We start from the raw sequence: 14,455 nt of genomic DNA on the forward strand, positions 1-14,455 counted from the left end.
TGGAGGGATGGAAGAATCACTTGAGGCGGTAGCGGAGGAGTTGTGCGTTGATGGCAACAATGATGGTGCTGGCGCTCATGAGTATGGCGCCCACAGCAGGACTTAAAACAAAATTGGGGTAGAGAATGCCGGCAGCAAGGGGTATTGCAACGATATTATACCCAACGGCCCAGAAAAGATTCTGGATCATCTTGGCATAGGTTGCCTTCCCGAATGAAATGATCTTTACAACATCCAGCGGATCACTGTTCACGAGGATAATATCGGCAGTTTCTGCTGCCACATCAGTACCTGTTCCCACTGCAATACCAACATCGGCCTGGGCCAGCGCAGGTGCATCATTGACGCCATCGCCCGTCATGGCAATGAATTTTCCGCCCGCCTGAAACTCCTTCACTTTTTCCTGCTTCTGGTGCGGTAATACATTGGAAAGATATCCATCCATTTTGAGTTTGCCGGCAACCGCTGCAGCGATCTTCTCATTGTCGCCCGTTAGCAAAAATGATTTGATGCCCATCTCCTTTAGTTGTGCAACTGCTTCTGCAGAAGTTTCCCTCAAAGAGTCTTCAAAACTGATTATTCCCACGGGTCCTTTATCGAACAGAATAAAGATCACAGTTTCTGTAAGCTGGTCTATTGCAGTTGGGATTTCAGGAACGGGAATTGAATGCTGGGAGAAATAATTAGGTCCGCCGGCAATCACGATCTTATCCTTCACTTTAGCAGAAACGCCGATCCCCTGCAGGTAGCTGAAATCGGTGGATGGCCAAAGTTCAAGTTTATCTTCGCCCAGTTTTTTCATGATCCCTTTACCGATAAAATGTTCAGAATTCTGCTGCACTGCTGCGGTATATTGCAATATTTCAGCAACAGTATATTGATTGGTAAGCGGGATGATATTCCGAATGGCATGGGTCCCTTTTGTGAGGGTGCCGGTTTTGTCAAATATGATAGTCGTTAATTTGCGTGCGTTCTCAAATGCAGTGCGGTTGCGGATCAGGAGCCCCCTGATAGCCGCCCTGCTGGTGGAGATGGCAACCACCAGTGGAATGGCCACCCCAAGTGCATGGGGACAGGCCGTGACCATCACCGTTACCAGTCGCTCCAGGGCAAATGGAATGCCCTGCGCCTTAGTGATCCAGTAAATGAAAGTGAGCACACCAACAATTATGGAAATAATGGTGAGCCATTTCGCAACTTTGTCGGCGAGGTTTTGGGTGTTGGATTTTGCTGCCTGCGCCGACTGTACCAGTTGTATTACTTTATTGAGATAGCTGTCGCTCCCGGTGCCGGTTACCCGAACTTTAATCACACCGTTCTCATTAACCGATCCGGCAATCACTTTGGCATCCTTCTCTTTTTGAACCGGCATGCTTTCGCCGGTGAGCATGCTTTCGTTGACGGTGCTGCTGCCTTCAAGCACCAATCCATCTGCCGCTATTTTTTCACCAGGCTTAACCAGGATGGTATCATTCTTTTTCAATTGCTGCAAGGGAATATCCTTCACAGCGCCGTCCACTTCAATATGTACAGTGGCGGGGAGTAATTCCACCAATGATTCCAGTGCGCGCGAGGCTGCCATTTCAGAGCGCATCTCCAGCCAGTGGCCCAGCAGCATGATATCTATCAGGGTAGCCAGCTCCCAGAAAAAGTCCATGCCCGCCAGTCCAAATATCACCGCTACACTATAAAAAAAGGAAACAGTTATGGCTATTGCAACCAGGGTCATCATTCCCATGGCATTGTTGCGGAGCTCGCTCACCATGCCTTTTAGGAATGGCATCCCGCCGTAAATGTAGATGGCTGTACCAAGCGCCAGCAGCAGGTATTTACTGCCGGGAAAGCTGATATCTATCCCGATCCAATGCTGGATCATGGGTGATAATAAAAGAATGGGGACTGTTATCAGCAGGCAGATCCAGAATCGTTTCAGGAAATCTTCTGTATGATGGCCGGCGTGTTTATTATGTGCTTCCTTGCTATGTTGCTTATCATGGGCATGCTGCTCTTCTGACTGCGGTTGGGGGTGAGCGCTATGGTCATGGTGCGCACTATGATCCCCGGTTGGAGTATGCTTCTGTTGCTGGCTATGCTCCTCGTGTTTATTGTGATCCTTATGCTTGTTGTCGGGATGTTGATGATGTGAATGATCCATGATTAGCGGAAATGCTTACTGTTATAAGATAAGAAATTCTAAGCAGATCAGTCAACCATGCCGGGACTCCCTCAGCGTAGTGTGAAGGGGACCTGGATCATTTTCTTCTCCCATGCCATAGATAGCTGACCTTTTTTAGCCTCCGTTGTTTCAATAAAGTATTGCAATCTTTCGGTGTGGTTATTCTTTTTAGGCTTCACCTGCAAACGGATTATATCTTCTGCCTGCTCATATTCTGATGCAAGGTGTTGCTGCCAGTTGGAATTTAAAATGAAGGTCCAGGTTTTCTTACCCGGTATCGTGAATACTGCATATTTGCCGGGCTGGATAGTTTTGCCATCAATCACAATTGCCTCTTTGAATTCAATGGTAGTGGCATCATGTGCGCCAGTAACCCATACTTCGTCATAAGGAACCAATCCACCCCAGATAACACGGTTGCGCACGCCGGGCGAATGGTAAACGATCTTCATGCTGTCATTGCCCATGATGGCAAAGGCCATCGACTTAATACTTTTTTTAGTGGTATCCTTTACCAGGTTGGGATTATAACAAACTTCTTCCTGCTTTTGAGCAATTGCGCCGCTTGCGTTAATAACCAGGAGGAGTATAGTGATGAGCCGGATTAATTTGATCATTTTTCGGATTATTAGTCCGCAAAAATAAGGAAATCAGCATCCGGCTCATTGAATGATTCAAACGCCAGTTATTAATTAGCTGGTTTAATTTTCAGGGCAGCAACTACTATACCTGCTGCGCCAAGAACGGCGGCGGAGATGAATGCTATCCTGAAACCCGCATTGAGTGCCTCTGCACCTGTTATGCCGGTTGCCATAGAATTTTTTGTAGCTGCTGCTGCTATCACCACAATTATGGCCAATCCAAGTGCCGAACCTACCTGGTAACTGGTATTGACAATGCCTGATGCGAGCCCGGTTTCAGTTGGTTTGGCTCCAGACATCGCCGCCATGGTAGCTGGAATATAAGCGAGCGACATCCCCACTGCTCCCAATAATGATGCTGGCAATACACTGGTAAGGAAACTGCCATTGGCAGAAACGGTGCTGAATAAAACAAGGGCGAGGGTAAGCGAAATAAGTCCCGCCACCAGGTTGGTCTTGAATCCATATTTTGCCACCAGTTTGCCCGTTATACCAACCATAACGATCATGATGGTGATGGTCATGGGTAATAAAGCCAGTCCGCTGTTGAATGCATTCAATTTCAAAACCTGTTGCAAATAAAGGTTGAGGAAAAACCACAAGGGGATCCATGCTGCAGCCAGCAATCCCATTACAATATTACCTGCCGACAGGTTTTGTGCTTTGAAAATATGAAGGGGAAGTAAGGGTTCCTTTTTATTTTTCTGGATAGAAATGAAAAGGATAAATAGTAATAAGGAGATTGACAATAATCCCAGGGTTTGCAGTGACAGCCAACCAGATGCTTCGGTTGAAACAATGGTATATACCAATAATATCAGTGAGGCTGTCGCCAACAGAGCGCCGGTGAAGTCCACCTTTCCACTGCTTTTTCTGCCGCTTTGCAAATAAGCGCGGCTAACAACTAAAACAAAAATTGCTACCGGAATATTGATAAAGAATACCCAGCGCCAATCCATCCATTCTGTAATCACTCCACCGAGGAATACACCTGCTGAACCACCGGCAGCAGCAGATGCACCCCAGAAGCCGAATGCTTTTCCAAGTTCTTTTGGATCGGTAAAGGTTGTCATAAGTAAGGTCATGGCAGCAGGAGCTATCAATGCCGAACCCAGTCCCTGCAAGGCCCTCCCGGTATTGAGCGAGGCGGGCGACCAGGCAGATCCTGCCAGCAAGGAAGCGGCGGCGAGGATGGCAAAACCCCACATGAATATTTTTCTTGCGCCAAACAAATCTGAGATCCTTCCGCCCAATAAGAGAATTCCCCCAAAGAGAATTACGTATGCGTTGAAGATCCACTGCAATCCATTCTGGCTGTAACCGAGATCATTTTTTATTGCGGGTAATGCCACACCAATTATGGAGGTGTCCATGATCACCATAAACTGTGCAGTACACAGGAGTGCGAGGGCTGTCCATCTTTTATTATCAGGACGCGCTGTATTGTTTGATGATAGTTGCATGATTGATATTTTAAAGGTTTAATTGATTAATAGTCCCATTGCCTTCATCAGCTGTAGTTCCGCAAGCCTTATGGCATAAACAGCCTGCAGGTTTCCGAGCCTTGCTTTGGTGAGTGCCAGTTCTGCATCAGTGAGTTCAAGCCTGCTGCCGAGTCCATAGCGGTAGCGATCATTCATCATGGTATAATTTACCGTGGCTGCCTTAACATTTTCTTCCTGTATCTGCCATTGCCGTTTGGCTTCATCGAGATTTGCTCGCAATGAAATAAGTTCAGTATGTATGCTGCTCTTCATTTCCTGCAGCGCCAGTTCATTTTGTTTGACTGATAGCTCTGCCTGTGTGGTCCTGTACTTTAACCTGTTGCCGGCGTATAGCGGGATGCTCAACTTAACTCCTGCAAAGGAAGTACGAGGCAGCCCATTATTCCAGATCCTAAGATTGTCGGCCTGTGATTGCAATTGGTATTGGGCGATGGCAGAAAGCTGTGGCTTAAAGTTTGCCCTTTCCTGATCTATCTTTTCCTTTCCCTGCTCCACCAGTAATGACTGCATTTTAAGATCATTGCGATTGTTCAATGCAAGGTCCAACCCGGTATTGCCTTCATCGATAGTGGGGCGACTATCGTTAACGTTCAGGCTGTCTGTATAAACAATATTTATTTCCGTATCTATAGCAAGTAGCTGTTTCAATTCAGTGCTTATAACGTGGATATTATTTTCCAGTGCCGAGATATTTGCTTCCAGGTTTTTGATCGAAATATAATTACTGAGGGTATCGGTCTTGAGATTCTTTCCCTGTAAGAAAAGTGATCGGGAATCTTTTAAGGCAAGTTCATTGCGCGACAGACTTTGCTTTAATACCTGCACCTGTTGCTGGTGGAGCAACACGGTGAGGTATAGTTGTGAAACCTGCAATGCCAGTTGCTCTTCTGTTGATTTTGTTTCTTCTCTGCTGATAAGCGTGTTGATCTTTGCAAGTCTTATATTGCTCTGCTGTACCGGCTTCAGAAGGGGATAGGTTGCTGTAATGCTTCCATCAAATGCATAGCGGCCGCCATATTTTACATCATCCAGTTTTGGTGATCCTGTTTCATTCCGAAGGTAGATGACTGGCCGCTCGGTGTATACCGAATAGCTTCCATTGGCTGTTACAGAAGGTAGTAAATAGGATCGCGCTTCTTTCACTGCTTCATCTGTAACGCGGTTGTTGAGTGCTTGTATCTGTAACTGCCGGTTTCCTTTCCTGGCCAGCTGGATGGCTTCGTCTAACGCAAGGTTTTTCGTTTGTGCGGCGAGGTTATTCGCTGATAATAAGAGCAGCGGCAACCAGATCTTGATAAGGTTATTTTTTTTCATGATTGTTCCGTTTGAGGTTATGCGATTTCTTTTTGCATGGTTTCCAATACGGGTATTTCTTCTTCAACAGCTTTCTTTCTTTTTCCGGCAGAGAGGTAGGAGTAAACTGCGGGAATGATAAAGAGGGTAAGAATGCCTGCGAAGATGAGTCCGCCTGCAATCACGATTCCCAGCGACTGGCGACTGTTCTGCGTCAGGGCAATGGGCAGGGCACCGAATATCATTGCCAGTGAGGTCATCAGGATGGGACGGAATCGTTGTTCTGCAGCATGGATGGCAGCATCAAATTTCGAGAGCCCGGTTTCTTTCAGGTGATTGGCAAACTCCACGATCAAGATGCCGTTCTTGGTAATGAGTCCAACCAGTGTGATAATCCCTATCTGGCTGAAAACATTCAGGCTTTGATTAAACCAGTAAAGACTCAGCAGGGCACCGGTTACCGCCATGGGAACGGTTAACATGATGATCAGTGGATCACGCAGACTTTCAAACTGTGCAGCAAGGATCATATAGATAAGCAGCAAGGCGAGTATCAGGGTCAGATTGATATTGCCCTGGCTTTCCTGGAAATCTCTCGATTGGCCGGCCAGTGATGATTTGAAATGTTGGCCCAGGGTTTCTGCCTTAATGCGTTCCATCTCTTCAATACCTTCCTCCAGACTTGTGCCGGGTGCAAGTGCTGCTGATACGGTAGCGGATGTATATTGATCATAGCGATAAATGGCAGCGGGACTAACACCTTCCTCAATGGTTACAAGGTTGTCGAGGGAGATCATTTGTCCATTTGCGGAGCGCACATGTACAGCACGAAGATCACTGATATCATTGCGGTTGGTTCTTTCTACCTGGCCGATCACTTCATACTGACGGTCGTTCTGTAAATAGTAGCCGTATCGTTGTCCGGAGAAAGAAAGTTGTAAGGTTCTTGCCACTTCCTGGATAGACACGCCCATCATGGCTGCTTTCTTCCTGTCAATATTGACCTTGATCTCAGGTTTATTGATCTTAAGATCTGCATCCACAAACATGAATTTCTTACTCTGTCTTGCTGCATTCAGGAATGAAGGCAATACTGCTGATATACTGTCGAGTGATGGAGCCTGCAATACAAACTGCACCGGCATTCCACCTCCATAACGGGTACCAATAGTTGGTGGCAGGTAGGGGAATAAAAGTATATTTCTGAAATTGCCGGAAGCCATCCCGTATTTATTATAGAGTTCCTGGATAGTGGTTTTTCTCTCTTTTGGATCTTTGAGGTAAATAGATTGAACGGCAAAACTTGTTGGGGCAGGGGCAGGGTTAAAAGAGATGGCCACCATGCTATAGGTTTGGTATAATCCTTCAGTAGAATCAGCCACATATTTACCAACCTTGATCATGTTCTGCTTCATTTTTTCAAAGGATACACCCTCGGGTGCGATGGCAATCAGGCTCATATTACTACGGTCCTCAACCGGAGCGAGTTCTGATGGCAGTTTCTGTCCAATGAAATAGATAAGCACAGCCGTTGCAGGAAGGAATACCCATGCCAGCCAGCGATGGCGCATGAATGATTTCAACAGGCTTAAGTATCCATTATTAAGCTTTATAAAAAGTGGTTCCGTGTTTCTGTATAACCAATTGGGTTTATTCTTTTTCTTTAGCAGGTAGGCGCTAAGCATTGGGGAGAGAGTGAGTGCAACAAATGCCGAAACCAGTACAGAGCCCGACACCACGATGGCAAATTCTTTGAATAATTGTCCGCTTATGCCACCCATAAAAATGATGGGCATGAATACGGCGGCAAGGGTGATAGTAGTAGAGATGACAGCAAAATAAATCTCTTTACTGCCGGCAAACGCAGCCTGAACCGGGTTCATGCCTTCCTCTACTTTCTTATAAATATTCTCCAGCACCACGATAGCATCATCTACCACAAGTCCAATGGCCAGCACAAGCGCCAGTAGCGTCAATACATTAATGGAAAAACCGGCGATGAACATGATGAAGAAGGCCGACAAAATAGAAACCGGGATGGCAAGAACCGGGATGATTGTAGAACGCCAGTCGCGCAGAAACAGGAATATGATAAGTACTACCAGTCCAAATGCTATGAATAAAGTTTCTTCCACTTCCTTGATCGATTCGCGCACAGGTTTGGTGAAATCAAATCCCACGATCAGCCTGTATTCCGAGGATATTTCTTTCTTTAGTTGTTCGAGTCTCTTATAAAATTCATCCACCACTTCAATGGCATTTGCACCGCGCTGTATCTGTATGGCAACGCCAACGCCGATTGTATTTTTCCCATCTGTTTCATTGATGATGGCATTTCTTTCATTCATTTCTCCGAGTGCAGCAAAGCCAATGTCTTTGAGCCTTATGACGGCATTGCCATGCTGTTTAATGATCATCTCATTAAAATCCTCTTCGGAAGTGAGTCGGCCAAGTGTTCTTACACTTAGTTCATTATTATTGCCTTCTATTCTGCCGGAGGGCAGGTCAATATTTTCTCTGGACAGCGCAATTCGTATATCCTCGGGCGTTAGCTGGTAGGCAGCCAGTTTAACCGGGTCAAAGCGAAGACGCATGGCATATTTATGTTCTCCCACTATGGCTACTTTCTGGATGCCGGGGATGGACTGCATGCGGTCTTTAATAACGGTGGAGGCGAGGTGACTAACTTCTTTGATGTCTTTTGTATCGCTTTCCACTTCAAGGAAGGCAACAAGGTTATCGGGTGAAGATGCTTTCTCCACAATGGGAGGATCAACATCGGCGGGCAATTGGTTCTTTGACTTGGCCACTTTATCACGAACATCATTCAGTGCATCTTCCAGGTCAATATCACGATTGAATTCAATGGAAATAAGGCTTACCTGCTCTCTTGATTCAGAAGATATCGTGCGGATGGCGCTGGCCTCAGAGATAGATTCTTCCAGGGGTTTGGTGATCTTGGAGGCGATCACGTCGGGACTGGCACCGGGATAAAATGTTATGACGGAGATGACGGGAGGCTCTGTCATCGGGAATTCCCTCACGCCGAGGTAACGCCATCCTACCAGTCCGGCGATGACGATGAGCGCCGAGAATACTGCCGCCAGTACCGGCTTTTTTATACTTAAAGATGGTAAACTCATAAAATAAGGTTGGGAGGTTAATTTTTAGTGCTCATGATCTTTACGGCAACACCGTCGGCGGCGCGAAGCTGGTTGGAGATCATAACTGTGTCGCCGTTGTTCAAACCCGATGCAATCAGGGCTTCCTGTTCATTACGATAACTCACTGTTACCGGGGTGATCTTTGCCTGGCTATTGTGCACCACAAAAACATTGTAACCATTTGCGCCGGGCATCAATGCTTCTGTAGGAATCATGATACCTTTTCCTGTTTTACCGGCAGTATTGAAATATATTTTTGCCGACATACCCGGTTTTAATTTTCCACCATGGTTGCCGGTTGTGGCCTGCACGGTAATATTCCTTGATTGCATATCAACAGATGGCTCGGTAGATACAACAGTTGCTGTCATTATGCTGCTATCGAGAGCAGTAGAGAATTGAATACTTGTACCTTTCTTTACAAGGGGCAAATATTTTTCAGATACGGAGAACAGAAGTTTATAAATGCCTTCTTCCTGGAGACTCACCAATGGCATTCCCGGATGAACGAGTGTGCCTATAAACACTTTCGAGATACCTATAGTGCCAGAAAAAGGAGCGGTGATGGCTGTTTTAGAAAGATCAACCTGGAGGATCTCCTTTCCCGCCTGTAGCGATTGAAGTTTAGACAAGGCAATATCATAATCTTCGCGGCGAACAGTTTCAGTTTTAAGTAGTTCACTCAGGCGGCTCTCATTGATCCGCGCCAGGTGGAGCTCGGCCTGTAACTGCCGGAGCCTGGCACGGATATCAGCATCATCCAGCTTGTAGATGAGCTGTCCCTTACGAACAACGGATCCATCTTTAAAACTCACGAGACTGATCTTTTTGGTGAGTTCACTCATGATGTCAACAGAGCGGTTGGGAACAATAGAACCGGCTACTGTTTCAGATTTATGCAAGGGTTTTTCACTCGCTATAAAAACATCAACGCCTAATGCGGATAATGGCAATGCTGGAAGTGCATCTTTATTATCTGCTGCATTGGAAGAACATGCTGACAGGATGATGATGAGCATTCCTGCTGTCAGAATTGACTTTAAATTGATAGGTTGCATGAGCCTTGGTTTTATGGTTGATTATTGAAATCAAAATTAGAATCAGGCCGGCCCAGGGGCATTACACTATTACTGATATGATTTATATAATTAATAGAATGCGTTAGATTCACACTCATTAATCATTCCTGCATGAGTATATTAATTCTGCTTGCGTTCCTTACACTTTTTGGTGACACTGCAAAAACAACTGCAGATACTACTGCGGCTGAGTATAAGCTGGTTTGGGCTGATGAGTTTATGAATGAGGGAAGACCTGACAGCGCCAGCTGGAGTTATGAAAAAGGATTTGTGCGCAACCAGGAATTGCAATGGTATCAACCTGAAAATGCATTTTGTAAAGATGGCTTTCTGGTGATTGAAGCAAGGCGTGAATCAAAGCCCAATCCAAATTATGCGAAGGGGAGTAGCGATTGGCGGATGAACAGGGACTCCATCCGATATACTTCATCCTGCATGATCACGAGGGGCAAAAAGCAATGGTTATATGGCCGTTTTGAAATGCGTGCTAAGATCGATATCAGCCAGGGATTATGGCCCGCGTGGTGGACGCTGGGTGTATCGAAGCCATGGCCTGCCAATGGTGAGATCGATATAATGGAATATTATACGGGTAAGGTTCTCGCAAATATTGCCTTGCTGGGGAAGGATGGGAAGGCATTGTGGTATGATGAAAAATTTCCCGTTGATTCACTTGGTGGTGAAGCATGGGCCAATCAGTTTCATGTTTGGCGGATGGACTGGACGGAAGACTATATCGCTCTTTTTATGGATGATGTTTTATTGAATAAAGTATCGTTGAGTGAACTCGAGAACAGGAATGGATCAGGATTCAATCCCTTCCGGCAGCCGCATTATATGCTGGTTAATTTAGCCATCGGTGGAATGAATGGGGGAGACCCGGCAGATACTGATTTTCCAAAAAGATTTGAAGTGGATTATATCAGGGTGTATCAGAAACGATAGTTTCTGCGCAATGGATACACGAAATATTTTAGGGAAAATATTTGAATATTTCTTAACTTAATAGTCTTCGCGGTTCCCTATAACAACAATACCCCTCCATTTAATTACCATTAAAATTTCGGTCATGAGAAAGTTATTCCTTCTCCTGATGCTTGTTCCTTTTTATGGGAGCAGCCAGGATAAGAATGTGATCAATGCTACCCGGGTATTCCCTAAGCCCGACAAGGTAGCCGAGTTTGAAAAGGCCATTGCAGCCCATGCTCAAAAGTTTCACACGGGCGACTATAAGTGGCGTGTTGCAGAGATCATGTCGGGGCCAGATGCAGGTGGATACAGCCTAGTGGAAGGGCCGCTTACATGGGAGCAGGTTGATAAAAGAGGTGATCTTGGTCCGGCACACCAGGCCGACTGGAACAAGAACATTGCCATTCATCTTACCGAAAAAACTTCCTCTCTTTATGGTGTTTACCTTCCAGAAATCAGTACCGTTAAGCCAGATGATTACTCTGAGAAATATGCCATTAACCATGTGTTTTTCAAGCCCGGGATGTATGGTGAGATTGTTGAGAATTACAAAACCATGAAAAAGATGTGGGAGGCCGACAAGATGAATGTAGCTGTGTATGAAGCAAGTTCATCGGGTGCACCACAATTGATAGTTGTTACCAGATATAAGGATGGTTTAAAGGAAAGGCAAACAGGATTCCGGAAACCATTTCCTGAAAGATATACTGCTGCAAACGGTGAAGGATCTTTCGAGAAGTGGCAAGAGTCATTCAGGAAAACAGTAGACCATCAGTGGGGTGAAATGCTTTTTACCAGGGCAGATCTGGGATCTAAATAGAAATGAGGGATCCCTGAAACTGATATTAAATAAAATGGTAAGATAATTGTGATAACCAGGATGGACATTCACGTAATAAACACCAAAACTCAAAAAACATGACTTTCAAAAAATTAATGGCAACCGTTTGCCTTTTATTAAGCATTTCTCTTTTTGCCCAGAGCCAGTCTTCCCTGGAGGATATGGTGAAAGACTGGGAAAGATCAAAAGCCTATACCAAGGAGTATCTGGATGCTATGTCGGATGCAGACTATGCGCTTAAGCCCACTCCCGAGATGCGTTCTTTTGCTGACCAAATGCTTCATATCACCGATGCAAATTTTGGTTTCATGTCAGCAATTACGGGAGTAGCGAGTCCGGTTGCTTTTGGAGAAGCAGAAAAAGCGAAGGATAAATCAAAAGCAGCAGTTACGAAAATGGTGATGGACAGCTATGACTTTGTGATAAAAAATCTACCGTCAATTACCGCTGCACAGATGAATGAGAAGATGAAGTTTTTCGACCGCTTCGAGATTACTAAAGCTTCAGCCCTGGCAAAAATGCTGGAGCACCAGGCACACCATCGTGGACAAACAACGGTTTATCTGCGCCTTGCAAAAGTGACGCCTCCGCAGGAGAAATTATTCTAGTTGCAAGATTTTTATGACCTGGTAACAATACAAAAGAGCAGCTAGAAGCTGCTCTTTTTGTTAGTGTGACTCTGTCAGGATTCAAACCTGAAACCTTCTGATCCGTAGTCAGATGCTCTATTCAGTTGAGCTACAGAGCCATTCCCGTAAATGGGATTGCAAAGATAAGGGAAAGCGGATCAATTTTCCAAAACTTCCGCCTCCCTTATTTTATAAAATATTAGTAGTGCCAGCGTACAAATGCCTCCATACCAGCGTATTGGGTCAATCCCAACTGCGCATATAGCCTGGCGGTTTGTCCGTTTCTGTCTTCTGCACGCTGCCAGAATTCCCTGCTGTCTGATCCCTGGAATGGCACCATATCTTTCTGGCTCTGGTGGATGAAAATGCCAAAACGTTTTTTCATCATCTGGTCGGGACTCATCGGTATGGCCATCTCGATCTCCTCGATATTCCATTCCTGCCATGCTCCTTTATACAACCATACCCAGCAATCTTCTACCCAGCTGTCACCATCGGCTTTGATGCGACGCAGACTTTCAAAAACAATATCCAGGCAAACCTTATGCGTGCCATGCGGATCGGCGAGGTCGCCTGCACAAAAAACCTGGTGAGGTTTAAGCTTGCGCAACAACTCCATCGTGATCACAACATCTTCTTCACTCATGGGTTTTTTCTCCACCCTTCCTGTTTCGTAGAAAGGCAGGTTCTGGAAATGAATATTATCATCGCTGATGCCTACATAACGGCAGGTTGCTTTTGCTTCACAACGGCGTATCAATCCCTTGATAGCCCTGATCGTTTCTGTATCACTATCGCTTGGTTTCTTGGTGGCGAGAAACTGTCTTGCATCTGCTTCAATGCCTTTGCTCTTGCTGGCATCAATTCCGGAGATCTCTTCAAAGCCCACAGCAAAATCAAGGAAGCGTGTTACAAACTCATCCGTAACGGCTATATTTCCACTGGTCTGGTAGGCAACATGCACCTCATGGCCCTGGTCGTGCAGTCGCATGAATGTTCCGCCCATGCTGATAATATCATCATCGGGGTGGGGAGAAAATATCAGGCTGCGTTTTGGATAGGGGATAGATCTTTCCGGATGTGCTGGTATCACTGCATTAGGCTTGCCGCCGGGCCATCCGGTGATGGTATCGCGGAGCATATAAAATACCTGCAGGTTGATCTCATAAGCATCTCCTTTTTCAACCAGCAGGTCGCCCAATCCACTATCGTTATAATCGCTGTTGGTGAGTCCAAGTACAGGCTTGCCTGTTTTAAGCGCAAGACTTACCACAGCCTTCTTCACCATCTTTGGAGTCCATTCAGTGTCACCTGTAAGCCAGGGTGATTTGAAGCGGGTAAGTTCAGCTGCAGCGGCTTCATCCACTACAAATACTGTATCGAGATGTTGCTGCAAAAGGGAAGCCGGGATCTGTTCAGTAACATCTCCTTCAACGGCCTTCTGCAATACAGGAGCCTTCATTGGACCCCATGCCATCAGGTAAACTTTCTTGGCCTTCATGATGGTATCAATACCCATCGTTACTGCAAGCCTTGGCACCTGTGATATATTAGCGAACTCAAATGAGTTGGCGATCCTTGTTGAATTTTCGAGTGTGATCAATCTTGTTCTTGAAAACCTGCTGCTGCCGGGTTCGTTGAAACCGATATGACCATTGTTACCAATACCGAGTATCTGAACATCTACACCGCCAAGGGCTTCGATCTTTGCTTCATAATCGGCGCAGTATTTTTTGATATCCTCCTTTGGCCATTCACCATTGGGGATATAAATATTTGCAGTATCAATATCTACATGATCAAATAGTTGCTCTTTCATGTAGCGGTTGTAACTCTGCAATGCATCATTGTCGATGGGATAGTACTCATCGAGGTTGAAAGTGACAACATTTTTAAAGCTCAGTCCTTCGTTACGATGCATCCTCACCAGTTCTGCATAAACAGTTTTGGGGGAGGAACCGGTTGCGAGACCCAGTACGCAAGGTTTACCTTCTGCCTGCTTCTGCCTGATGGTGGCGGCTATTTCAGCAGCAATAAAAGCCGATCCCTGTTTGAGATCATTGAAGATCCGAACAGGGACCTTCTCGAATGAATCAACCATGATAGTGTTGGTTTTTTTGAGTTGAAAGTAAGAGCCGAAGGTAATAATCTTTGTTTA

At 45.6% G+C, this 14,455-nt stretch carries 10 protein-coding genes and 1 tRNA gene; 3 read left to right on the plus strand and 8 right to left on the minus strand.

Features of this window, described 5'->3' with window-relative positions; translation table 11 throughout:
- Positions 1-16: 16 nt before the first annotated feature.
- From V6M43_RS17745 to V6M43_RS17770, 6 genes are all read right to left on the minus strand, one after another.
- Positions 17-2,155 carry a copper-translocating P-type ATPase gene (locus tag V6M43_RS17745; protein WP_332737634.1) on the minus strand — a complete coding sequence of 713 codons (2,139 nt, stop codon included), beginning with the start codon at positions 2,153-2,155 and terminating at the stop codon, positions 17-19.
- A gap of 71 nt (positions 2,156-2,226) precedes the next feature.
- A complete protein-coding gene (locus V6M43_RS17750) occupies positions 2,227-2,793 on the minus strand; it encodes a DUF2911 domain-containing protein (protein ID WP_332737636.1) in 567 nt (188 codons plus the stop codon).
- Between the two features lie 71 nt (positions 2,794-2,864).
- The gene (locus V6M43_RS17755) at positions 2,865-4,280 is read right to left on the minus strand and encodes an MFS transporter (protein WP_332737638.1); all 1,416 of its coding nucleotides are present in this window, start codon (positions 4,278-4,280) and stop codon (positions 2,865-2,867) included.
- An 18-nt stretch (positions 4,281-4,298) separates the two neighbouring features.
- A complete protein-coding gene (locus tag V6M43_RS17760; protein WP_332737640.1) occupies positions 4,299-5,636 on the minus strand; it encodes a TolC family protein in 1,338 nt (445 codons plus the stop codon).
- Positions 5,637-5,653: 17 nt separating this feature from the next.
- Positions 5,654-8,758 (minus strand): efflux RND transporter permease subunit, encoded by a 3,105-nt coding sequence (locus tag V6M43_RS17765; protein ID WP_332737642.1) that lies wholly within the window; start codon positions 8,756-8,758, stop codon positions 5,654-5,656.
- 17 nt (positions 8,759-8,775) lie between these two features.
- Entirely contained in the window at positions 8,776-9,837 is a 1,062-nt protein-coding gene (locus tag V6M43_RS17770) for an efflux RND transporter periplasmic adaptor subunit (RefSeq protein WP_332737644.1), read from the minus strand.
- 132 nt (positions 9,838-9,969) lie between these two features.
- Between V6M43_RS17770 and V6M43_RS17775 the strand changes: the two genes are divergently transcribed.
- The 3 genes from V6M43_RS17775 (at position 9,970) to V6M43_RS17785 (ending at position 12,276) form a co-directional block, all read left to right on the plus strand.
- A complete protein-coding gene (locus tag V6M43_RS17775; RefSeq protein WP_332737646.1) occupies positions 9,970-10,803 on the plus strand; it encodes a glycoside hydrolase family 16 protein in 834 nt (277 codons plus the stop codon).
- Positions 10,804-10,927: 124 nt separating this feature from the next.
- The gene (locus V6M43_RS17780) at positions 10,928-11,647 is read left to right on the plus strand and encodes a hypothetical protein (protein ID WP_332737648.1); all 720 of its coding nucleotides are present in this window, start codon (positions 10,928-10,930) and stop codon (positions 11,645-11,647) included.
- A gap of 98 nt (positions 11,648-11,745) precedes the next feature.
- Entirely contained in the window at positions 11,746-12,276 is a 531-nt protein-coding gene (locus V6M43_RS17785; protein WP_332737650.1) for a DinB family protein, read from the plus strand.
- Between the two features lie 66 nt (positions 12,277-12,342).
- Here the strand turns inward: V6M43_RS17785 and V6M43_RS17790 are convergent.
- Positions 12,343-12,416 (minus strand) — tRNA-Arg (locus tag V6M43_RS17790).
- 80 nt (positions 12,417-12,496) lie between these two features.
- Positions 12,497-14,446 carry a glucosamine-6-phosphate deaminase gene (nagB, locus tag V6M43_RS17795; protein ID WP_332737825.1) on the minus strand — a complete coding sequence of 650 codons (1,950 nt, stop codon included), beginning with the start codon at positions 14,444-14,446 and terminating at the stop codon, positions 12,497-12,499.
- Positions 14,447-14,455: the final 9 nt, after the last annotated feature.

It is taken from the genome of Flavihumibacter sp. (genome assembly GCF_036676075.1).
In the GTDB taxonomy this organism is placed as follows: Bacteria; Bacteroidota; Bacteroidia; order Chitinophagales; family Chitinophagaceae; genus Flavihumibacter.

What these genes read in the sequence shown, in the direction of transcription:
- V6M43_RS17750 (WP_332737636.1), bottom strand. Translation starts at nt 2,793, where the DNA reads ATGATCAAATTAATCCGGCTCATCACTATACTCCTCCTGGTTATTAAC.
- V6M43_RS17755 (WP_332737638.1), bottom strand. Translation starts at nt 4,280, where the DNA reads ATGCAACTATCATCAAACAATACAGCGCGTCCTGATAATAAAAGATGG.
- V6M43_RS17745 (WP_332737634.1), bottom strand. Translation starts at nt 2,155, where the DNA reads ATGGATCATTCACATCATCAACATCCCGACAACAAGCATAAGGATCAC.
- V6M43_RS17775 (WP_332737646.1), top strand. Translation starts at nt 9,970, where the DNA reads ATGAGTATATTAATTCTGCTTGCGTTCCTTACACTTTTTGGTGACACT.
- V6M43_RS17765 (WP_332737642.1), bottom strand. Translation starts at nt 8,758, where the DNA reads ATGAGTTTACCATCTTTAAGTATAAAAAAGCCGGTACTGGCGGCAGTA.
- V6M43_RS17770 (WP_332737644.1), bottom strand. Translation starts at nt 9,837, where the DNA reads ATGCAACCTATCAATTTAAAGTCAATTCTGACAGCAGGAATGCTCATC.
- V6M43_RS17785 (WP_332737650.1), top strand. Translation starts at nt 11,746, where the DNA reads ATGACTTTCAAAAAATTAATGGCAACCGTTTGCCTTTTATTAAGCATT.
- V6M43_RS17780 (WP_332737648.1), top strand. Translation starts at nt 10,928, where the DNA reads ATGAGAAAGTTATTCCTTCTCCTGATGCTTGTTCCTTTTTATGGGAGC.
- V6M43_RS17760 (WP_332737640.1), bottom strand. Translation starts at nt 5,636, where the DNA reads ATGAAAAAAAATAACCTTATCAAGATCTGGTTGCCGCTGCTCTTATTA.